Annotated in this window: 7 protein-coding genes; 6 read left to right on the forward strand and 1 reads right to left on the reverse strand. The window is 68.1% G+C overall.

Features of this window, described 5'->3' with window-relative positions; translation table 11 throughout:
- The first annotated feature begins 8 nt into the window (after positions 1 to 8).
- The 4 genes from AC59JP_RS06105 (at position 9) to AC59JP_RS06120 (ending at position 17,711) form a co-directional block, all read left to right on the forward strand.
- Positions 9 to 1,586, forward strand: coding sequence for an amidohydrolase (locus AC59JP_RS06105; protein ID WP_497324718.1), 1,578 nt, complete (start codon positions 9 to 11; stop codon positions 1,584 to 1,586).
- Positions 1,583 to 3,169 (forward strand): apolipoprotein N-acyltransferase, encoded by a 1,587-nt coding sequence (gene lnt, locus AC59JP_RS06110; RefSeq protein ID WP_497324720.1) that lies wholly within the window; start codon positions 1,583 to 1,585, stop codon positions 3,167 to 3,169. The genes AC59JP_RS06105 and lnt overlap by 4 nt, the downstream gene beginning before the upstream one ends.
- On the forward strand, positions 3,166 to 3,930 hold the full coding sequence (locus AC59JP_RS06115) for a polyprenol monophosphomannose synthase (RefSeq protein ID WP_497324721.1): 765 nt from the start codon (positions 3,166 to 3,168) through the stop codon (positions 3,928 to 3,930). The genes lnt and AC59JP_RS06115 overlap by 4 nt, the downstream gene beginning before the upstream one ends.
- 257 nt (positions 3,931 to 4,187) lie before the next feature.
- Positions 4,188 to 17,711: a non-ribosomal peptide synthetase gene (locus tag AC59JP_RS06120; protein WP_497324722.1), complete on the forward strand. Its 13,524-nt coding sequence runs from the start codon at positions 4,188 to 4,190 to the stop codon at positions 17,709 to 17,711.
- A gap of 101 nt (positions 17,712 to 17,812) precedes the next feature.
- On the opposite strand, the gene AC59JP_RS06125 is transcribed toward AC59JP_RS06120, so the two are convergent.
- Positions 17,813 to 18,157: an RNA polymerase-binding protein RbpA gene (locus tag AC59JP_RS06125; RefSeq protein WP_188545130.1), complete on the reverse strand. Its 345-nt coding sequence runs from the start codon at positions 18,155 to 18,157 to the stop codon at positions 17,813 to 17,815.
- Between the two features lie 154 nt (positions 18,158 to 18,311).
- Here AC59JP_RS06125 and AC59JP_RS06130 point away from each other — a divergent pair, with 154 nt between their 5' ends.
- Positions 18,312 to 18,644, forward strand: a complete 333-nt coding sequence (locus AC59JP_RS06130) for a hypothetical protein (RefSeq protein ID WP_497324723.1) — start codon at positions 18,312 to 18,314, stop codon at positions 18,642 to 18,644.
- A gap of 49 nt (positions 18,645 to 18,693) precedes the next feature.
- Positions 18,694 to 21,078 carry an ATP-binding cassette domain-containing protein gene (locus AC59JP_RS06135; RefSeq protein ID WP_497324724.1) on the forward strand — a complete coding sequence of 795 codons (2,385 nt, stop codon included), beginning with the start codon at positions 18,694 to 18,696 and terminating at the stop codon, positions 21,076 to 21,078.
- The last annotated feature ends 3 nt before the right edge of the window (positions 21,079 to 21,081 follow it).

Consider the following 21,081-nt stretch of genomic DNA (forward strand, 5'->3'; position numbering starts at 1 on the left):
CGACTCCCGTGACTACGCAACTGCTGATCGACGGCCGCATCTACAGCCCGGCGGCACCGGACGCGACCGCCATGGCCGTCACCGACGGAACCGTCGTGTGGATCGGGGAGGATCGACCCGCGCTGGCTCTGCATCCGGACGCCGAGATCGTGCGCCTGGACGGCGCGTTCGTCGCACCCGCGTTCGTCGACACCCACGTGCACGTCACCGCCACCGGCCTCGCACTCGGCGGTCTCGACCTGAGCGACGCCCGCTCGCTCGGACAATGTCTCGATCTCCTGCGCGCGCACGCGGCGCAGCTCGACGACGACGTGCTGTGGGGGCAGAACTGGGACGAATCGGCGTGGCCCGAGCACCGCGCGCCGACGACCGCCGAACTCGACGCCGCCGCACCGGGGCGGTCGGTCTACCTCTCCCGCATCGATGCGCACTCGGCGGCGTGTTCCACCGCTCTGCGGACCATGGCGGGTGTCCCCGTCGACGACGCGCCCGTGGTCGGCGACGCGCACCACGCCGTGCGGCGTGCGGTCCGAGACGCGATGACGGCGCGTGACGCGGAACGTGCCCGCTCGGTCGCACTCGACACAGCAGCGCAGAACGGCATCGTCGCCGTGCACGAGTGCGCGGGGCCCGACGTCAGCGGGCGGGAGGACTTCGCCGCTCTGCTCGCGCTCGAGCACGGTGTCGAGGTGCGCGGCTATTGGGGTGAGGCCGTCGCCACCGACGACGAGGCCCGATCACTGCTGGCCGACACCGGAGCTCACGCGTTGGGCGGCGACCTGTTCGTGGACGGATCCATCGGTTCGAGAACCGCCTGGCTCACCAGCCCCTACTCCGACGCCGACCACACCGGCTCGAGCTACCTGGATGTCGCCGCCATCGCCGCTCACCTCGCGGCGTGCACCCGCACCGGAATCCAAGCCGGGTTCCACGTCATCGGGGACGCCGCCATGGCCGCGGTGGTCGAGGCCGTCGGCACGGTCGTCGACGAACTGGGTGGGCCCTCGTTCGCCTCGAGAGGACACCGCGTCGAGCACGCCGAGATGGTCACCTCGGACCAGGCCGCCACGCTCGCCGCCCGCGGAGTGATCGCCAGTGTGCAACCCGGCTTCGACGCCGTGTGGGGTGGGCCGACGGGGATGTACGCGGCGCGGCTGGGGGCCGACCGGGCCGCGCAGCTCAATCCCCTCGCCATGATGGCCGCGGCGGGCGTCTCGCTCGCGTTCGGAACCGACTCGCCCGTCACACCGCTGTCCCCGTGGTCGGCCGTCCGTGCTGCGGTCAACCACCGCACACCCGGATCGGCCATCTCACCGCGCGCTGCGTTCGCCGCGGCAACGCGCGGCGCGTGGCGGGCCGGGGGAGTGCGCGACGGGTTGGCCGGAACCTTGGTGCCGGGTGCGCCCGCCTCCTACGCAGTGTGGGATGCGGACGAACTCGTCGTGAGCGCGCCGAAGGACTCGGTGCAGCGCTGGTCCACCGATCCGCGGTCACGGGTTCCGGCGCTTCCGCGCATGGACGCGGGACTGACGGACCCGACCTGTCTGCGGACCGTCCACCGCGGACGGACGGTCTTCGCCCGGTGATCGTGCTTCTGCGCCTCGTCCTCGCGGCCGGATCCGGTGGGCTGCTGTACCTCTCGTTCCCGCCGAGACCGCTGTGGTTTCTCGCCCCGATCGCCATCGCGGTCATCGCATCGGTACTCGCCGCGCCGGGGGTGAGCAAGAAGGGCGGTTTCCTCTACGGGTACCTCTTCGGACTGGGGTTCTTTCTTCCGCTGTTGCCGTGGATCGGGGTGTACGTCGGGCCGCTGCCATGGATCGCTCTGTGCGTGGCGGAAGCGGTGTTCGTCGGACTCTTCGGAATCCTCGCCGTCCTGGTCGCCAGATTGCGCTTCGCGCCGTTGTGGATTGCCGCGGCGTGGTCGATGGCCGAGTGGCTGCGCAGCTCCGTCCCGTTCGGCGGCTTCCCGTGGGGCCGTCTCGCTTTCGGTCAATCGCAGTCGTTGCTGTTGCCGGTGGCCGAGCTCGGTGGCGCTCCGCTGCTGAGCTTCGCCGTCGCACTCACCGGAACCGGTCTGGCCGCGCTCGTTCGCAGCGCCGTGTCGGCGGAGCGTCGCACCGTGCGCGCTCTGGCCGGGGCGCTCGCGGTGACGGTGTTCTGGCCCGTCGTCGCGGCGATCGTCGGGACGACGCTGGCCGGCCCCACGGACGGCGACCGCACCATCACCGTGGCGGCGATCCAGGGGAGCGTTCCCAAGCTGGGCCTGGACTTCAACGCCCAACGTCGCAAGGTGCTCGACAACCACGTCCAGGAGACGCTGCGCCTGGCCGACGAGGTGGACGCCGGTCGGCAACCGCGGCCCGACGTCGTCGTGTGGCCCGAGAACGCCTCCGACATCGACCCCCTGCGCAACGCCGACGCCGCGACCGAGATCTCGGCCGTGTCGGAGCGAATCGGGGCGCCGATCCTGGTCGGGGCCGTTCTGGTCAACTCCGACGGGACGACCACCAACTCCGTACTGGTGTGGAACGGCGCGCGGAGCGTAGGGGAGCGTCACGACAAGAAGATCATTCAGCCCTTCGGTGAATACCTGCCGTATCGCAGTTTCTTCCGTCTCTTCTCCTCCTACGCGGATTCCGCCGGAAACTTCGTGCCCGGGCAGGGCAACGGGGTGGTTCACGTCAACGACACCCGCGACCTGTCCGGACCGGCCGACCTGGCCGTCGGCGTCGCCACCTGCTACGAGGTCGCGTTCGACCGCGCGCTGCACGAATCCGTCGAGTCGGGCGCGCAGATCATCGCGGTGCCGACCAACAACGCCACGTTCGGCGACACCGAGATGACGTATCAGCAACTCGCGATGTCGCGGGTGCGGGCGGTGGAGCACTCACGGACCGTCGTCGTCGCCGCGACGTCCGGTGTCAGCGCGATCGTCGCACCGGACGGCACCGTGACGGAACGCACCAATCTTTTCGACGCCGATTTCCTCGTGTCGTCGGTGGGCGTCCGATCGGGTATTACTCTGGCAACCCGGCTCGGCGCGATTCCGGAATACGTTCTCGTGGCCGTTGCCCTGTTTGCCGGCGCCGTGGCCGTGGTCTCGACCAGACGCGCGGCCCGGACATCAACGAACCGGCCACCGGCCGGAGGAGAGGACGCGCGATGACGGCAGAGAAGCCGAGCGATCACACCTTGGTGATCGTGCCCACGTTCAACGAGATCGACAATCTCGGGCAGATCGTGGAGCGGCTTCATCGCGCACTCCCGGACACCCACGTACTGATCGTGGACGACGGCAGCCCCGACGGCACTGGCGATCTTGCCGACTCGCTGGCGGCCGGCGACGCTGCGGGCCGCATCCACGTCATGCACCGCAGCGAGAAGAACGGCCTCGGAGGCGCCTACATCGCCGGGTTCCGGTGGGGCCTCGAGCGTGCGTACACCGTCCTGGTGGAAATGGACGCCGACGGCTCCCATGCCCCCGAGCAGCTGCACCTGCTTCTCGCGCGGGTGGACGCCGGCGCCGACCTCGTACTGGGGTCCCGCTACGTGCCGGGCGGGTCCGTCGTCAACTGGCCCAAGCACCGCGAGGTGCTCTCCCGCGGCGGAAACGTCTATTCCAGGCTCGCTCTCGGGGTCAAGCTGCGCGACATCACCGGTGGCTACCGCGCGTACCGTCGGGAGGTCCTCGAGAAGCTGCCGCTGGAGAAGATCGAATCGCACGGCTACTGCTTCCAGGTCGATCTTGCGTGGCGCACCATCCAGGAGGGCTTCGTGGTCGACGAGGTACCGATCACATTCACCGAACGCGAGCGCGGCGAGTCCAAAATGAGCGGCAACATCGTTCGCGAGGCCCTGCTCAAGGTCACGGTGTGGGGCCTGCGCAACCGCTGGCAGAAGATCACCGGAGCGTCCCGTCGCGGCTGACGGTCGTAACGTCTCGGCTCTCGGCAGCGAAGAAGAAGACGATCGGACCAATCCAAACGGTCCCGACAAGCGAATGACCCACAACAGTGCGACCACGGTCGGGGACACCGAGCGTCACACGTAGGGGAATTGGCCTTCTTGCGAGGGTCGATCCGAAAGTTCGTGCACATGCCGAGCTTTCACCACGTTCTGCTTTCGTTCGATGTGTGCGTCGTTTCTGCGACCGAAACGATCGACGGCCACGAACGGAGCGAACGGTGACTTCTTCTGCGGAGACCGAGAACAATCCCACCACCCGCCGCCACTCCACCGACGCCGAGAGCGCAAGCGACGCAGCGACACTGGACCTGATTCCACTCTCGCCTGCACAGACCAGTCTCTGGTTCGCACAGAAGCTGGCGCCGGAAGTGCCGCTGACCGTGGCCCAGTACGTCGACATCCGCGGTGACCTCGACGTCGACCTCCTCGCTCGCGTCGGCGATCGAGCGGGGGCCGAATTGCAGTCCGGCCGTATCCGTCTCGTCGAGGTCGACGGTCAGCCGTACCAGGTCATCGACCCCGAGACGTCCATCCATTCCACGCACCTGGACGTTCGCGGCGAAGCGGACCCGGTCGCGTATGCCCTGGCCTGGATGCAGGACGAGATGCGGCGACCGGTCGACATCGACCGAGATCCGTTGACCGTCAACGCCTTTCTCCGTGTCGCCGACGATCACTACCTCTGGTACACGCGTATGCATCACATCGCCGGCGACGGTTTCGGCGCCATGACGGCCATGAACCGCGTCGCCGAGCTGTACACCGACGCCGTCGAGGGCCGCGAATCCGCCACGTGCACAGCGTCTCCGCTGGCAAAGATCTACGAATCCGAACGTGCGTACCGTCAGTCCGCTCGGTTCGAGACCGACCGCGAGTATTGGGCCGCAGAGGTTTCCGGACTTGCAGACTCTTTCGGCCTGTCGGACCGAACCGCACCTGCGGAACCGAATCGCTTGCGGGAGAACGCAGCCCTGGATTCGACAGTCAACGAACTTCTCGCCGACGCCGCGTCACGGTTCGACGCCAGTGCTGCGGCGATCGTGGCCGCGGCGTTCGCGGCGTACCTGCACCGCATCACGGGATCGGCCGACGTGGTCCTGAGCCTGCCGGTGTCGGTGCGCACCACGGCCGTGCTGCGCCGCTCGGGCGGCATGGTCTCCAACGTCGTTCCGATCAGGCTGCACATCGATTCCGACACCAACCTCGGCGATCTCGTCGAGGCCGTGACGCTGCGCATCACCGGTGCCCTGCGCCATCAGAAGTACCGGCACGAGGACATCCGCCGTGACCACGGAACCGCGTCGATTCACCGCGGCTTCTTCGGGCCGATGGTCAACATCATGCTGTTCGACTGGCAAGTCAAGCTCGGCGATCTGAGGGGCGACCTGCATCTGCTCTCGAGCGGACCCATCGAGGACCTCACCTTCAACGTCTACAACAGTGACGCCGGTGAGCGGCTGAACATCGACTTCGAGGCCAACCCCGCCCTCTACGACACCGACGAATTGCGCGGACATCACCGTCGATTCCTCGCCTTCTTCGAGAACTTCCTCACGCGTGGTTCCCGGTCGCGGGTGTCCGGTCTGGACGTCATCGAGCCCGACGAGCGTCGACTCGTTCTCGACACCTGGAACGACACGACCCACGGTGTCGTGGCACAGACCCTCCCCGGCCTGTTCGCGGCCCAGGCACGGCGCACGCCGCACGCGCCCGCCCTCGAATTCGACGACGAGACCCTCACCTACGCAGAACTCGACGCTCGCGCGAACGCACTCGCGCGAGTCCTGATCGACCGCGGGGTCGGCCCCGAGCGGACGGTCGGACTGGCCATGCGCCGTTCGCTCGATCTCGTCGTCTCGATGTACGCGGTGGTCAAGGCCGGCGGTGCGTACGTTCCGCTCGATCCCGATCACCCCGCGGACCGCGTGGCGTACGTGCTGGACAGCGCCGACCCGGTCTGCGTTCTGACGTCCACTCGCGACGGACTCCAGTTGCCCGGCACCACCCCACGCATCGACGTGGACACGGTGCCGCTCGACGGTATCGACACCACCGACATCACCGACGACGAGCGACTCACGCCGCTCCGCCGCGACAACACCGCCTACGTCATCTACACCTCCGGATCGACCGGGCGCCCGAAAGGCGTTGCCGTACCGCACTCGGGCATCGTGAACCGTCTGATCTGGATGCAGGAGCAGTACCCGCTCGATCACACCGACGCGGTTCTGCAGAAGACACCGGCGACGTTCGACGTGTCGGTGTGGGAGTTCTTCTGGCCGCTGCAGGTGGGTGCCCGTCTCGTGGTCGCCGCGCCGGACGGCCACCGTGATCCGCGGTACCTCGCGCGGGTGATCGCGGACAAGAGCATCACCACGGCCCACTTCGTGCCGTCGATGCTGAGCGCGTTCGTGTCCGAACCGGCTGCCGCCGAGGCAGTGCCGATGCTCGCTCGCGTCTTCTGCAGCGGCGAGGCGCTCGCTCCCGACACCGCAGCACGGTTCTCCGCGCTGGGCGGACGCGAACTGCACAACCTCTACGGCCCGACGGAAGCGTCCGTCGACGTCAGCCACTACACGTACCGCCCGGGAGACACGACGGTCCCGATCGGAGCACCGGTGTGGAACACCGCCCTGTACGTCCTGGACGCGCGGCTGGAACCGGTTCCGGTCGGCGTGCCGGGTGAGTTGTATTTGGCCGGAGCACAACTCGCGCGCGGATACGTCGCGCGCCCGGACCTCACCGCCGACCGGTTCGTCGCCAGCCCCTACGGCCGCAGCGGCCAGCGTCTGTATCGCACCGGCGACCTCGCCAAGTGGCGGGCCGACGGCGTCGTGGAGTACCTCGGCCGCACCGACTTCCAGGTGAAGATTCGCGGGCTTCGCATCGAACTCGGTGAAGTCGAGTCGGCGCTGATGGCTCAGCCCGCGGTCGATCACGCAGTGGCCGTGGCGCACACGGACGACCGAGGTGAGACCGAACTGGTCGCCTACGTGGCGTCGGTCGGTGGCCACCGCATCGACACGGACGAACTCACCGGCGCGCTGTCGCAGATGCTTCCGTCCTACATGGTGCCCACCCTCTTCATGGTGCTCGAGGAGATGCCGCTCAGCGCGAACGGCAAGGTGGACCGCAAGGCACTTCCGGCGCCGCACCGCGAGGTGTCGACAGTCCCGTCGGTTCCGCCGCGCACCGACGTCGAACGCCAGATCGCCGACACCGTCGCCGAGGTGCTCGGCGTACCGCAGCCCGGCGTTCACGACAGCTTCTTCGAGATCGGCGGAAACTCCCTTCTGGCAACGCAGGTCGTTTCGCGCCTCAGCAGCGACCTCGGTACCGAGGTGTCCATCCGGGATCTGTTCGAGGCTCCGTCGGTTGCCGCGTTGGCCGAGCGTGTCGGCCTGCCGACCGACACCGATTCCGGTACCCGTCCGGCTCTCGTGGCCGGCCCGCGGCCCGAGCGCATTCCGCTCTCGTCGGCACAGCAACGCCTGTGGTTCCTCAACCGTTTCGACACCGCGTCCCCGGCGTACAACATGCCGTTCGCCCTCCGACTGACCGGCGAAGTCGATCGGGACGCGCTGGCTGCCGCGCTGCGCGACGTGCTGGAGCGCCACGAGTCTCTTCGAACCACCTTCCCAGACTCCGCCGACGGACCGCACCAGGTCGTCCACCCCGTGGACGACGCCGCTCTCGCGGTCGAGGACGTGCGCGAGGCCGACGTACAGGTGCGCTTGATCGCGGCCGCGACGGTGGGCTTCGACGTCACCGTCGACCGCCCGATCCGCGTCACCCTCCTGCGTGTCGAGGACGCCGACGCACCCACCCATGTCCTGGCGATCGTGCTGCATCACATTGCAGCGGACGGCTTCTCGTTCGGCCCGCTCGCCACCGACGTGATGACGGCCTACACCGCCCGCAAGGCCGGCGACGCGCCCGGCTGGGCACCTCTTCCGGTTCAGTACGCGGACTACAGCCTGTGGCAGCGCGCGAGCCTCGGCGACGAGAACGACCCGGCGAGCGCGGCGCGCAAGCAGATCGACTACTGGTCGACGCAACTCGACGGCATCCCCGAGGTCGTCGACCTGCCCACCGATCGGCAGCGCCCGCCGACTCCGTCCTACCGCGGAGCGCGGCACACCGTAACCGTCGGTGCGGACGTGCACCGGTCGCTCACTGCGCTGGCGGGCGACCGCTCGTCGAGCATGTTCATGGTCGTGCACGCTGCTCTGTCGGTCCTGATCGGCCGGCTCGCCGACGCCGACGACGTGACCATCGGTTCGCCGATCGCGGGCCGGGGCGATCGCGCCCTCGACGGTGTCGTCGGCATGTTCGTCAATACACTCGTTCTGCGGTCGGCACCCGTGCCGCACGTGAGCTTCGCCGAGCACCTTCGCGAGATCCGGGACACGGACCTCGAGGCGTTCGCCCACGCCGACGTTCCGTTCGAGCGCATCGTCGACGCGGTGTCGACGACGCGATCGACGGCAAGCCACCCGCTCTTCCAGGTCGCGCTGTCGTTCGAGAACACGGCGCCCACCCACGTCGAGCTTCCGGGGATGACCGTCGAGGTCGACGAGATCGCCTCCGACACAGCGAAGTTCGACCTGTCGGTGTCGGTGACGGAATCGCTGTCCGCCGACGGGCCGGCCGGCCTGTCCCTGACGTTTCTGTACGCGGTCGACCTGTTCGACGCGGAGACGATCGCCGCCATGGCCACCCGGCTGACCACCGTGCTCGGGACCGTCGGGGCAGACCCGGAGGTGGCAGTCGGCGACATCGACCTGCTGTCCGATCGTGAGACGAGCTCGCTGACCCCGCTCGGCGGCGGCCCGTCCGGGCAGCCCGCGACCTTGGCCGAGCTGCTGACGAACACGGCGCGCACGCATCCCGATGCCGACGCCGTGGTCTTCGGTGCGCGCACGCTGACCTACCGCGAACTCGACGAGCGGTCCACGCGACTCGCACGCACCCTCGTCGATCACGGTGTCGGACCGGAAGATCTGGTGCTGCTCGCGCTGGGCCGATCCGTGGAGTCGATCACGGCTCTGTGGGCCGTGGCGAAGGCCGGGGGAGCGTTCGTGCCGGTCGACCCGAGCTATCCGGCCGACCGTATCGCGCACATGATCGACGACAGTGGCGCGCGCATCGGTCTGACGGTGCGCGAGCACGCCGACCACCTGCCCGGTGCGGTGCACTGGGTCGAACTCGACAGCGAGTCGATCGAGACCGAGACGATCGGCAACGAATCGACCGATACGGTCGAATCCGCTGCGCGAGTGGACAACCCGGCCTACCTCATCTACACCTCCGGATCCACCGGTGTCCCCAAGGCGGTGGTGGTGACCCACCGCGGCATCGCCGATCTCGCCTCTACCCAGGTGGAGCGGTACGGCATCACCTCCGAGTCCCGAACCCTGCACTTCGCGTCGCCCAGCTTCGACGCGTCGATGCTGGAACTGCTCATGGGCTTCGCCGCGGGCGCCGCGGTGGTGATCGCGCCGGCCACGATCTACGGCGGCGCCGAACTCACCACACTGCTCCGACGCGAGCGCGTCACCCACGCCTTCGTCACGCCGGCCGCACTCGAGACGTGCGACCCGTCGGGCCTCGACGACCTCACGTTCGTCGGCGTCGGCGGTGACGTCTGCAACCCGGATCTGGTGTCCCGCTGGGCACCGGGCCGCACGATGCTCAATCTGTACGGACCGACCGAAGCCACCGTCGTCGCGACGATGACTGCTCCGCTCGATTCCGACCGGCCGGTCACGATCGGATCGCCTCTGCCCGGTGTCACGGCACTGGTGCTCGACCGCCGACTGCATCCCACCCCGGTGGGGGTGCGCGGAGAGCTCTACCTCGCGGGCCCCGCCCTCGCACGCGGGTACCTCGGCCGTACCGAGCTGACCTCGGCGCGGTTCGTCGCCAACCCCTACAGCGACACCGGCGAGCGCATGTACCGCACCGGTGACGTCGTCACGGTGACCGACGAGCACGAGATCGTCTACCTCGGACGCAGCGACGATCAGGTCAAGATCCGTGGTCACCGCATCGAGCTGGCCGAGATCGACGCGATCCTGCTGCGCGAGCCGGCCGTCACCTTCGCGTTCACCACGGCGCACACCTCCGATGCCGGCGTCACCCGACTGGCCGCCTACGTGTGCGTGTCGAGCCCCGTGAGCGTCGACGAGATCACTGCCCGGGTCGCCGCGGCGCTCCCGTCGTACATGGTTCCCGGGTCGATCACCGTCCTGGACACCCTGCCGCTGACACCCGCCGGCAAGATCGACAAGAAGTCGCTCCCGGAGCCGGTGTTCGCTACCGAGAACCACGAATACCGCGCGCCCGTGAGCACACTGGAGCAGCAGACCGCTCAGGTCTTCGGGGATGTTCTGGGCATAAGCGAGGTGGGTCTGGACGACGACTTCTTCGCATCCGGCGGCAACTCGCTGATGGCGACGCGGGTCACCGCGCAGCTGTCCGCACTGCTCGGCACCGACGTCGCCGTGCGCGTTCTGTTCGAGGCACCGACGGTGGAGGCGTTTGCGTCGCGACTGTCCGTGCTCGAGCAGAGCGGCTCGCGCACGCCGCTCGCTGCGGTGCCTGCCGACGAGCGACCCGCGGAGATTCCGCTGTCGCTCGCTCAGCAGCGGCTGTGGTTCCTCAACCGGTTCGACGCGGAGTCGAGCGCGTACAACATCTCGTTCGCGGTCCGGTTGACCGGCGCCCTCGACATCGAGGCCATGGAGGCAGCACTCGGCGATCTGGTGAACCGGCACGAAACGCTGCGCACCCGGTTCCCGGACGGCGATCACGGGCCCCGTCAGGACGTCCTCGACGACGCCGTACCGACCCTCCTGCGCCGCGAGGTTCCCGAAGCAGATCTCTCGGAGGCCCTCCGCGACTTCGCCTCGACCGGTTTCGATCTGACCACCGACACCCCACTGCGCACCGCGTTGTTCGCGATCGGTGCGGATCGCCACGTTCTCGCATTCGTCGTCCATCACATCGCGGCGGACGGCTGGTCGCTGGGCCCGCTCGCGACAGACGTGATGACGGCCTACACCGCACGTGCGGCCGGCGACGCGCCGCAGTGGTCTCCGCTTCCGGTGCAGTACACCGATTACAGCCTGTGGCAGCGGACGATGCTCGGGGACGAGAGCGACCCCGACTCGCGCGCCGCGCAGCAACTGGCGTACTGGACAACCGCTTTGGACGGACTGCCCGACGAGATCACCCTGCCGGTCGACCGAGCGCGCCCGGCCGTCCCGACCTACGACGCAGGCACCCATCCGTTCGACCTCGACTCGGACGTGATCGAGGGTCTGTCGGCGGTGGCCGCGCGCACCGGAACGAGCGTGTTCATGGTGGTCCACGCCGCACTGGCCGTCCTGCTCGCGCGTCTCGCCGACGCCGATGACGTCGCGATCGGAACACCGATCGCCGGGCGTGGCGATTCACGCCTCGACGACCTCGTGGGCATGTTCGTCAACACTCTGGTCCTGCGGTCGACGGTTCGGCCGGACGACACCTTCGCCGAGCTGCTCACCCGCACGCGCGGGGCAGATCTCGACGCTTTCGCGAACGCCGATCTGCCGTTCGAACGGCTCGTCGACGCCGTGTCGCCGACGCGGTCGACAGGGCGTCACCCGCTGGTCCAGGTCGTCCTGGCCTTCGCCACGGCCGCAGACAATGCCGTCGAGCTTCCGGGGCTCAGCGTCGAGGCGGCCGAGATCGACATCGAGAAGAGCAAGTTCGACGTCGAACTGCGCGTCTCCCAGCGCGGCGACGCGCTGTCGTTCCAGTTCGGATACACGCGCGACCTCTACGACGCCGAGACCATCGCCGCCGTCGCCGCGCGCCTCGTGCGCGTGCTGACCGCCGTGGCCGCGGACGAATCCGTCGTCGTCGGTGACATCGACCTCTTGACGGACGACGAGCGGGCGGACCTCGTGAACCGGCGCGGCCCCGCGCCCGCGTCCGCCGAGACGCTGGCGTCGATGATCGACACCGTTGCCCGTCGCGACCCTCTGGGCGTCGCAGTCACGTTCGACCCGTCGCACGGACAGGATCCGAACGCTGAGGTTGCGCTCACCTATCGCGAGCTCGACGAGCGCTCGAACCAGCTCGCGCGTTTCTTGACGGACCGAGGCGCAGGCCCCGAAACCGTTGTTGCACTGGGCCTGTCACGGTCGGTCGAGTCCGTGATCGCCGTCGTCGCCGTCACCAAGTCGGGCGCGGCATGGGTGCCGGTGGACCCGACGTACCCGGCGGAGCGTGTCACACACATGGTGACCGATTCGGGGGCGGCGTTCGGTCTCACGACCACCGCTCACGCCGACACCCTTCCGGCCGACATCGAGTGGATCGCTCTCGACGACCACGCCGTGCGCACGGACGTCGAACACCGTTCGGACGCAGGCGTTCCCGGCCGGTCCGCGGTGGACAACCCCGCCTATGTCATCTACACCTCCGGCTCGACCGGAGTGCCGAAGGGCGTGGTCGTCACTCACTCGGGCCTGGCGAACTTCGCCGACGAGGAGATGGAACGGTTCTCCGTCACGCCGGATTCGAAGACGCTGCATTTCGCGTCTCCGAGCTTCGACGCCTCGGTGTTGGAGTTGCTCCTCGCGATCCGCGCCGGCGGGACACTGGTGATCGCACCCACCGACGTCTACGGCGGTCGTGAACTCGCCGAGCTCGTCGAGCGTGCCGGTGTCACCCACGCCTTCGTCACGCCGGCTGCGCTGGCGACGGTCGACATCGCTCCCGGTGACCTCCCGACCCTGCGCACCGTCGTGGTCGGTGGTGACGCCTGCTCGGCCGACCTGGTGGCGCGCTGGTCCGAGGGTCGCGCCATGTTCAACGGATACGGCCCCACCGAAGCGACCATCGTCGCGAGCATCGCCGAGCTCCGCTCCGGAAACCCCGTGACCATCGGTCGTCCCATTCGCGGCGTCCGCGCCGCCGTCCTGGACGCTCGACTCGCCCCCGTGCCCACCGGCGTGACGGGAGAGCTGTACCTCCTCGGCATCGGACTCGCCCGCGGCTATCTGAATCGCCACGGCCTCACCGCATCTCGGTTCGTCGCCGACCCGCACGGCTCGGCCGGCGAGCGGATGTACCGCACGGGCGACGTGGTGCGCTGGACCGCGAACGGCGAACTCGAGTTCGTCGGGCGCGCCGACGATCAGGTCAAGCTGCGAGGGTTCCGCATCGAGCTCGGTGAAATCGACGCAGCCTTGACCGCGATCGACGACATCACGTTCGCGCACACGGTGGTTCACGAGGGACGGGCACTCGCGTCGTACGTCGTGGCCCGCGGCGGCGCCGACGTCACCCCGCACTCCGTGACGACTGCGCTCGAGTCGGTGCTCCCACCGCACATGGTGCCGACGTCCATCACCGTCCTCGATGCCGTGCCGCTCACCCCCGTGGGCAAGCTGGACAAGCGGGCGCTGCCCGCGCCGGTGTTCACCTCCACCGGGCACGAGTTCGAAACGCCCGCAACGGAAATGGAGTCCGTCGTCGCCGGCATCTTCGCCGACGTCACCGGAGTCGATCGCGACACCGTCGGTCGGGGCGATCACTTCTTCGAGCTGGGCGGCAACTCACTGCTCGCCACGCAGGTCGTCTCTCGCATCGCCACGACGACGAACGTGCGCGTCGGAGTTCGGGCACTGTTCGAACATCCGACGGTGGCTGCCCTCGCGGAACTGGTGGACACCTCGGCGGTGAGTTCGGGACCGGCCCTGACGGTTCAGGAACGGCCGCAGCACATTCCGCTGTCTGCCGCGCAGCGTCGCCTGTGGTTCCTCAACCGCTTCGACGCCACTTCCGGCGCCTACAACGTTCCGTTCGCGGTACGCCTGACCGGCGACCTGAACGTCGAGGCACTGGGCGAGGCCATCGCCGACCTTCAGCGCCGGCACGAGAGCTTGCGCACCGTCTTCCCGGATTCTGCCGACGGCCCGCATCAGGTGGTGCTCGACGCGGACACGATCGAATCGAACCTGATGGTGGAGACCGTCGCGGGGGCCGACCTGGCCGACCGCACGCGCCAACTGGCGTCGGCTGGATTCGACGTCACCACCGAGGCGCCGATGCGTGCGTATCTGCTCAGCACCGGTGGCTCCGAGTACGTACTGGTGATCTCGCTTCACCACATCGCCGCCGACGGCTGGTCGCTTGCTCCCTTGACCACCGATCTCGTCGCCGCGTATACCGCGCGTGCCGGCGGAGCTGTGCCGGCGCTCCCCGACCTTCCGGTGCAGTACGCGGACTACAGCATCTGGCAGCAGAATCGCCTGGGCGACGAAGCCGATTCCGACAGCCTCGCGGCGTCGCAGCTGGCGTTCTGGACCGAGACGCTCACCGGGGCACCCGACCGGCTCGACCTTCCCACCGACCGGCCCCGCCCGCGCATGCCGTCGTACCGAGGCGGCTCCACCAGCCTCGACATCGACCCCGCGGTCCACCGGCGTCTGCTCGACCTCGCAGAGGGCGAGAACGCGACCCTGTTCATGGTGCTGCACACCGCCCTCGCCGTTCTGCTGGGCCGATTGTCCGGCCGCAGCGACATCTCCATCGGCACGGCCGTTGCCGGCCGCGGCGACGAAGCGCTGGACCGCATGATCGGCATGTTCGTCAACACTCTGGTCCTGCGCACCGGCATCGAGCCGTCCGCCACCGTGACGGACGCGCTGAGGAGCGTGCGCAGCGTCGACCTCGACGCGTACGCGCATCCCGATGTCGCCTTCGAACGGCTGGTCGAGGTGCTCCACCCGACGCGGTCGACCAGTCATCACCCTCTCTTCCAGGTGATGCTCTCGCACCGCACCGACACGGTGACGTCGGCGAGCGCGGGAGGCCTCGAGCTGTCGGCCGCCGAGATCGAGGTAGGCATCGCGAAGTTCGACCTGCAGTTCACCGTGACCGAGCGGGACAACGCAGGCGGTCTGTCCGTCGCGCTCGACTACTCGACCGACCTGTTCGACGGGTCGACTGCCACGGACCTGCTGCGACGGTTCGCGGCGGTGCTGTCCACCGCTGCGTCCAATCCGGCCAAGCCGGTGGGCGACATCGATCTGCTCAGCAGCTGCGAGCACCGCGAGCTCTCCCCGGTGTGCCTCGCCGACACCGATCCAGATCCGGCCATCACGCTGCCCGTCGCGTTCGCGCGGGCTCTGACGACCGCACGGGATCGGGTCGCGGTGGAATCGGCCGGCGAGTCGCTCACCTACGCCGAGCTGGACGCACGGTCGAATGCGTTGGCCAGGTTGCTGATTCGGCGCGGAGTCGGGCCGGAGACGTTCGTCGCTCTGGCCCTGACGCGGTCCGTCGAATCGGTGACGACGGTGCTCGCGGTGACGAAGGCCGGCGGCGCGTTCGTTCCGATCGACCCGACGTACCCGAGCGCACGCATCGAACACATGCTCACCGATTCGGCTGCGCCACTGGGCATCACGATGACCGCTCATCGCGACACCGTGGCGGTGGGAACGTCCACCACGTGGATCGCCCTCGACGACGAGGAGACCCGGTTCGCGCTCGAGCGCGAGTCCCGCGATCCGCTCACCGACCGGGACCGGTCCGGCGCACTCGCCTTGTCGCACCCCGCGTACGTCATCTACACGTCGGGGTCGACCGGCACACCCAAGGGTGTCGTCGTCACGCACGGGGGTCTGTCCAACTTCGCCGCCGAACTGAAGGATCGGTTCTCGGTGCAGCCGGATTCACGGATCCTGCACTTCGCGACGCCGAGTTTCGATGCGGCCGTGATGGATCAGCTGTTCGCATACGGCGCCGGCGCCACACTGGTGATCGCACCGCCCGCCGTGTACGGCGGCACGGAACTGTCGGAGTTGTTCGGCTCCGAGCGCATCACCCATGCGTTCATCACGACCGCGGCACTCGCGACCGCGGATCCGACTGCGGCGACCTCGCTGACGCACGTTCTCGTGGGCGGCGAGGCGTGCCCGCCCGAGGTGGTGGAGAAGTGGGCGCCGGGCCGAAACCTCTACAACGTGTACGGACCCACGGAGACCACCATCGTGGCCACCATGGGCTCGCCGATGACGCCGGGGGAGACCGTCACGATCGGTGGACCGATTCGTGGGGTGTCCGCGCTGGTCCTGGACTCGCGACTCAATCCGGTCTCGGTCGGTGTCGTGGGCGAGCTGTACCTGGCCGGACCCGAGATCGCCCGCGGCTACCACGACCGCACCGGCCTGACCGCAGCTCGCTTCGTGGCCGACCCGTGCGGGAAGCCGGGGGAGCGGATGTACCGCACCGGTGACCTCGTGCGCTGGACGCGAGTCGGCTCCGACCTCGAGCTGATCTACGTCGGACGCTCCGATCACCAGGTCAAGATTCGCGGTTTCCGGATCGAACTCGGCGAGATCGACGCCGCCGTGGACTCGTACGTGGACACCGAGTTCTCGGTGACGATGGGACATGCCCGAGAGTCCGGCGACACCGCACTGGTGACCTACGTGCTCCCGCGGACCGGCGCCAACCTCGACGTCGACGCCCTGCGCCGCCACATCGGGTCGCGCGTTCCGAGCTACATGGTGCCGCAATCGATCACCGTGCTCGAGTCGCTTCCGCTGACGGCGGTCGGCAAGCTCGATCGTTCGGCGTTGCCCGAACCCGACTTCAGTGCGACCACTTCCTACCGCTCCGCAGGTACGCCCACGGAAGTCGCGGTCTGCCAGGCGTTCTCGTCGGTGCTGGGCGTGGACGAGGTCGGCGTGGACGACAATTTCTTCGAGCTGGGCGGAACGTCGCTGCTCGGCACTCGGGTGGTCACCGAAATCCGGGACGCCCTCGACGTCGACGTTCCGATGCAGTGGTTGTTCACGGACTCCTCCGCCGCCGGGCTGGCTCGGCGCATCGACGAGTCGAGCAACCTCACCAGCGCGGAAGTTGCTGCCAGCGTTGCCGATTCGTTCGAGACACTGTTGCCCATTCGCCCGCAGGGATCGCACTCACCGCTGTTCTGCGTGCACCCGGCGTTCGGGTTGTCCTGGAGCTACACCGGTCTGCTGGCGCACCTGGATTCCGAACAGCCGGTCTACGGCCTGCAGGCACCGATGATCTCGGGGGAGAGCGGACCCTTCGATTCGATCGAAGCCGTCGCCCACCACTACGTGCGCGAAATTCGTTCGATTCAGCCGCACGGGCCGTACAACCTGCTCGGGTGGTCCCTCGGCGGACTGATCGCACACGCCATGGCGGTCGAGCTGCGTTCGCTCGGTGAGGTCGTCGGCTTCGTGTCGATGCTCGACAGTTACGTCCTCGCCGACCGCTACCTCGAATCGGCCACACCGTCGGTGCGGGATCTGATCGAGGAGTTCACCGGGCACGTACTGCCGGAGGGACTCGATCCCACCGTCGCCGACGCCGCGGACGTACTGCGTGCGCAGGGCGGGCCGGCGGCGGCGTTGACCACGGAGACCCTCGAGCGTCTCTACGACGCGTACGTCAACGGCACCGAACTCGCGCACACGTTCCGGCCGGGCCGGTTCGACGGCGACGTCTTGTTCTTCACCGCCGTCGACGACGAGGTCAATCGGGCCGACAGCGCTCGCAACGCGTCCGCGTGGCGTGCGCACGTCGGAGGCGGCATCTTCGACTACGCGGTCGAATGCGCCCACGTCGCGATGACCGAACCGGCCGCGCTCGCCGAGATCGGGCCCGTCGTCGAGAAGCATCTGGCATTGACCCGACGCACGGGGTAGGACACGAAAAAGCCCCTCGGAGACACTCTCCGAGGGGCTTTTCCGTATGCATACGACTCAGGCGTTGGCGCCCCGGCGCTCAGGCGTTGGCGCCCCGGCGCTCAGGCGTTGGCGCCCCGGCGCTTTGCCTTGAGCAGGTCCATCCGCTCCTTGAGCAGCTCGTCCAGTTCCTCGACGGAACGACGCTCGAGCAGCATGTCCCAGTGGGTGCGCGGCGGCTTGACCTTCTTGGCCTCCGGCGCGGTGCCCTCGATGAGCGAACCCTCGAGACCGTTACGGCACAACCAGGTTCCCGGGATCTCGGCCTCGTCCGCGAACGGTACGTCGAATTCCTCGCCGTTGTCCGTGCGGTATCGGGCCATCCTGCGCGGAGCCAGGTCGTGGTCACGATCGGTCTCGTAGCTCACCGCTCCGAGTCGACTACCTCGTAGTACGCGATCTGCCATGGTGGAGTCCTCTCTGATCGTTACCCGCGTGCACTGACACGCCGACAGTGTGTTCAACGTCGGTACGTCGTGCATCGTTCCCGCAGCGCGGCTGGTGCAGGGCGCGAGTGTTGCTGCGCTATCGTACCCGCCTCGGCCTCTAGGGTTGGTCACCATGGCCGGGAGGAGTCGGCGTCCGTCGACGTGCGTGTGGTGCGGCCGGCCCGTGCCCGACTCGGGGATGGGCCGCCGCCGCCGGTACTGCAGGCAATCGTGCCGTCAGCGCGCCTACGAACAACGCGCCGCGGTCAAGGGCACATCGGTGCCCGTCGACGCGGTCGTTCTCACGGCCGACGAGGCCACCGCGCTGGCGGATCGCGCCTTCGAGGTGCGGTGTCTGGCCGAGGACGTCGCCACCGCGGTCGGGGAGGGTGCGGGCGCGGACGAACTGGCCCGGTTGTGCGCCGATCTCGTCGAGCGATCACGGGACGCCGAACGTCTGAGATAGGTCGGAAATCGAGAAGTCGTCGCCGAAATCCGCTACTAGGGTGTCCGCCATGGCACAGAAGTCTCCGAAGTCCGCACCGGCACAGACGCACACTGCCGACGCCCACGACCTGATCAAGGTGCACGGGGCGCGCGTGAACAACCTCAAGAACGTCGACATCGAGATTCCCAAGCGCCGTCTCACCGTGTTCACCGGCGTCTCCGGCTCCGGGAAGAGCTCGTTGGTCTTCGGCACCATCGCGGCCGAGTCGCAGCGGATGATCAACGAGACCTACAGCACCTTCGTGCAGGGTTTCATGCCCACCCTCGCTCGCCCCGACGTCGACGTGCTGGAAGGTCTGACGACGGCGATCATCGTCGATCAGGAACGCATGGGCGCCGATCCGCGATCGACGGTCGGGACCGCGACCGACGCCAACGCCATGCTGCGCATCCTCTTCAGCCGGCTCGGAAAGCCGTACGTCGGCTCACCGCAAGCATTTTCGTTCAACGTCGCGTCCGTGTCCGGAGCCGGCGCGGTGACCGTGCAGCGCTCGGGACAGACCGTCCGCGAGAAGCGCACGTTCTCCGTCACCGGTGGCATGTGTCCACGCTGCGAGGGTCGTGGGTCGGTCAGCGACATCGACCTGACCGCGTTGTTCGACGATTCGAAGTCGCTCAACGAGGGCGCGATCACCATCCCCGGCTACAGCATGGAGGGGTGGTACGGGCGCATCTATCGCGGATGCGGCTACTTCGACCCGGACAAGCCGATCGCCAAGTTCACCAAGAAGGAACGCGCCGACCTGCTGTACAAGGAACCGACGAAGATCAAGGTCGAGGGGATCAACCTGACCTACGCCGGACTGATACCGCAGATTCAGAAGTCCTATCTCTCCAAGGATGTCGACGCCCTGCAGCCCCACATCCGGGCCTTCGTCGAACGGGCGGTCACGTTCGCGACCTGCCCCGACTGCGACGGCACTCGACTCAGCGAAGCCGCACGCTCGTCGAAGATCGCGGGCATCAGCATCGCCGACGCGTGCGCCATGCAGATCAGCGACCTTGCCGCCTGGGTGTCCGAACTCGACGAACCATCCGTCGCCCCTCTGCTGACCAGCCTTCGGCACACGCTCGACTCCTTCGTCGAGATCGGATTGGGGTACCTCTCGCTCGATCGACGATCGGGCACGCTCTCCGGTGGAGAGTCGCAGCGCACCAAGATGATTCGCCATCTCGGGTCGAGCCTGACCGACGTGACCTATGTGTTCGACGAACCGACGATCGGCTTGCACCCGCACGACATCGAGCGCATGAACACCCTGCTGCTGCAGCTTCGCGACAAGGGCAACACGGTCCTCGTCGTCGAGCACAAACCCGAGGCGATCGCGATCGCGGAGAACGTCGTCGACATCGGGCCGGGCGCCGGCTCCGACGGCGGGGAGATCGTGTTCCAGGGAACCGTCGACGGGCTCCGCACCAGCGGAACGCTGACGGGGCGGCACCTCGACGACCGTGCGTCGCTGAAGACCACCGTGCGTGAGGCCACCGAGGTGCTCCAGATCCGCGGAGCGGATGCGCACAACCTACGCAGCGTCGATGTCGACATTCCGTTGGGCGTGCTCGTCGTGGTGACCGGAGTGGCGGGATCCGGAAAGAGCTCGCTGATCCACGGCTCGGTCGCCGCTCTCGACGGGGTCGTGTCCGTCGATCAGTCCGCCATCAAAGGATCACGGCGGAGCAGCCCCGCCACCTACACCGGCCTGCTCGAGCCGATCCGCAAGGCCTTCGCCAAGGCCAACGGCGTCAAACCGGCACTGTTCAGCGCGAACTCGGAAGGCGCCTGCCCCAACTGCAACGGCGCCGGTGTCACCTACACCGATCTGGGCATGATGGCCGGAGTGGCCACCACGTGCGAAGTCTGCGAAGGCAAACGCTTCCAGGCCGAGGTGCTCGACTACACTTACGGCGGCAGGAACATCGGCGAGGTGCTGTCGATGTCCGTTGCCGAGGCGGAGAGCTTCTTCGGTGACGGCGACGGCAAGCTCCCCGCTGCGCACAAGATCCTGACTCGACTCGTCGACGTGGGCCTGGGCTATCTTCGGCTCGGCCAACCGCTGACCACACTGTCGGGCGGCGAGCGCCAACGCATCAAGTTGGCGTCGCAGATGGCCGACAAGGGCGAGATCTACGTGCTCGACGAGCCCACCTCCGGCCTTCATCTGGCCAACGTCCAGCAGTTGCTCGAACTGCTCGATCGCCTGGTCGATTCGGGCAAGTCGGTGATCGTCATCGAACATCACCAGGCCGTCATGGCGCACGCGGACTGGATCGTGGACCTGGGCCCCGGCGCCGGTCACGACGGGGGGCGAGTGGTGTTCGAAGGAACGCCGGCCGATCTCGTCGCCGCGAAATCGACCCTCACCGGTGAGCACCTGGCCGCGTACGTGCGATGACCG

It is taken from the genome of Rhodococcus sp. 320_ES (assembly GCF_059691855.1).

Excerpts from the sequence above, each read along its gene's own strand:
- AC59JP_RS06115 (WP_497324721.1), top strand. The coding sequence starts at position 3,166 with ATGACGGCAGAGAAGCCGAGCGATCACACCTTGGTGATCGTGCCCACG.
- AC59JP_RS06125 (WP_188545130.1), bottom strand. The coding sequence starts at position 18,157 with ATGGCAGATCGCGTACTACGAGGTAGTCGACTCGGAGCGGTGAGCTAC.
- AC59JP_RS06130 (WP_497324723.1), top strand. The coding sequence starts at position 18,312 with ATGGCCGGGAGGAGTCGGCGTCCGTCGACGTGCGTGTGGTGCGGCCGG.
- AC59JP_RS06135 (WP_497324724.1), top strand. The coding sequence starts at position 18,694 with ATGGCACAGAAGTCTCCGAAGTCCGCACCGGCACAGACGCACACTGCC.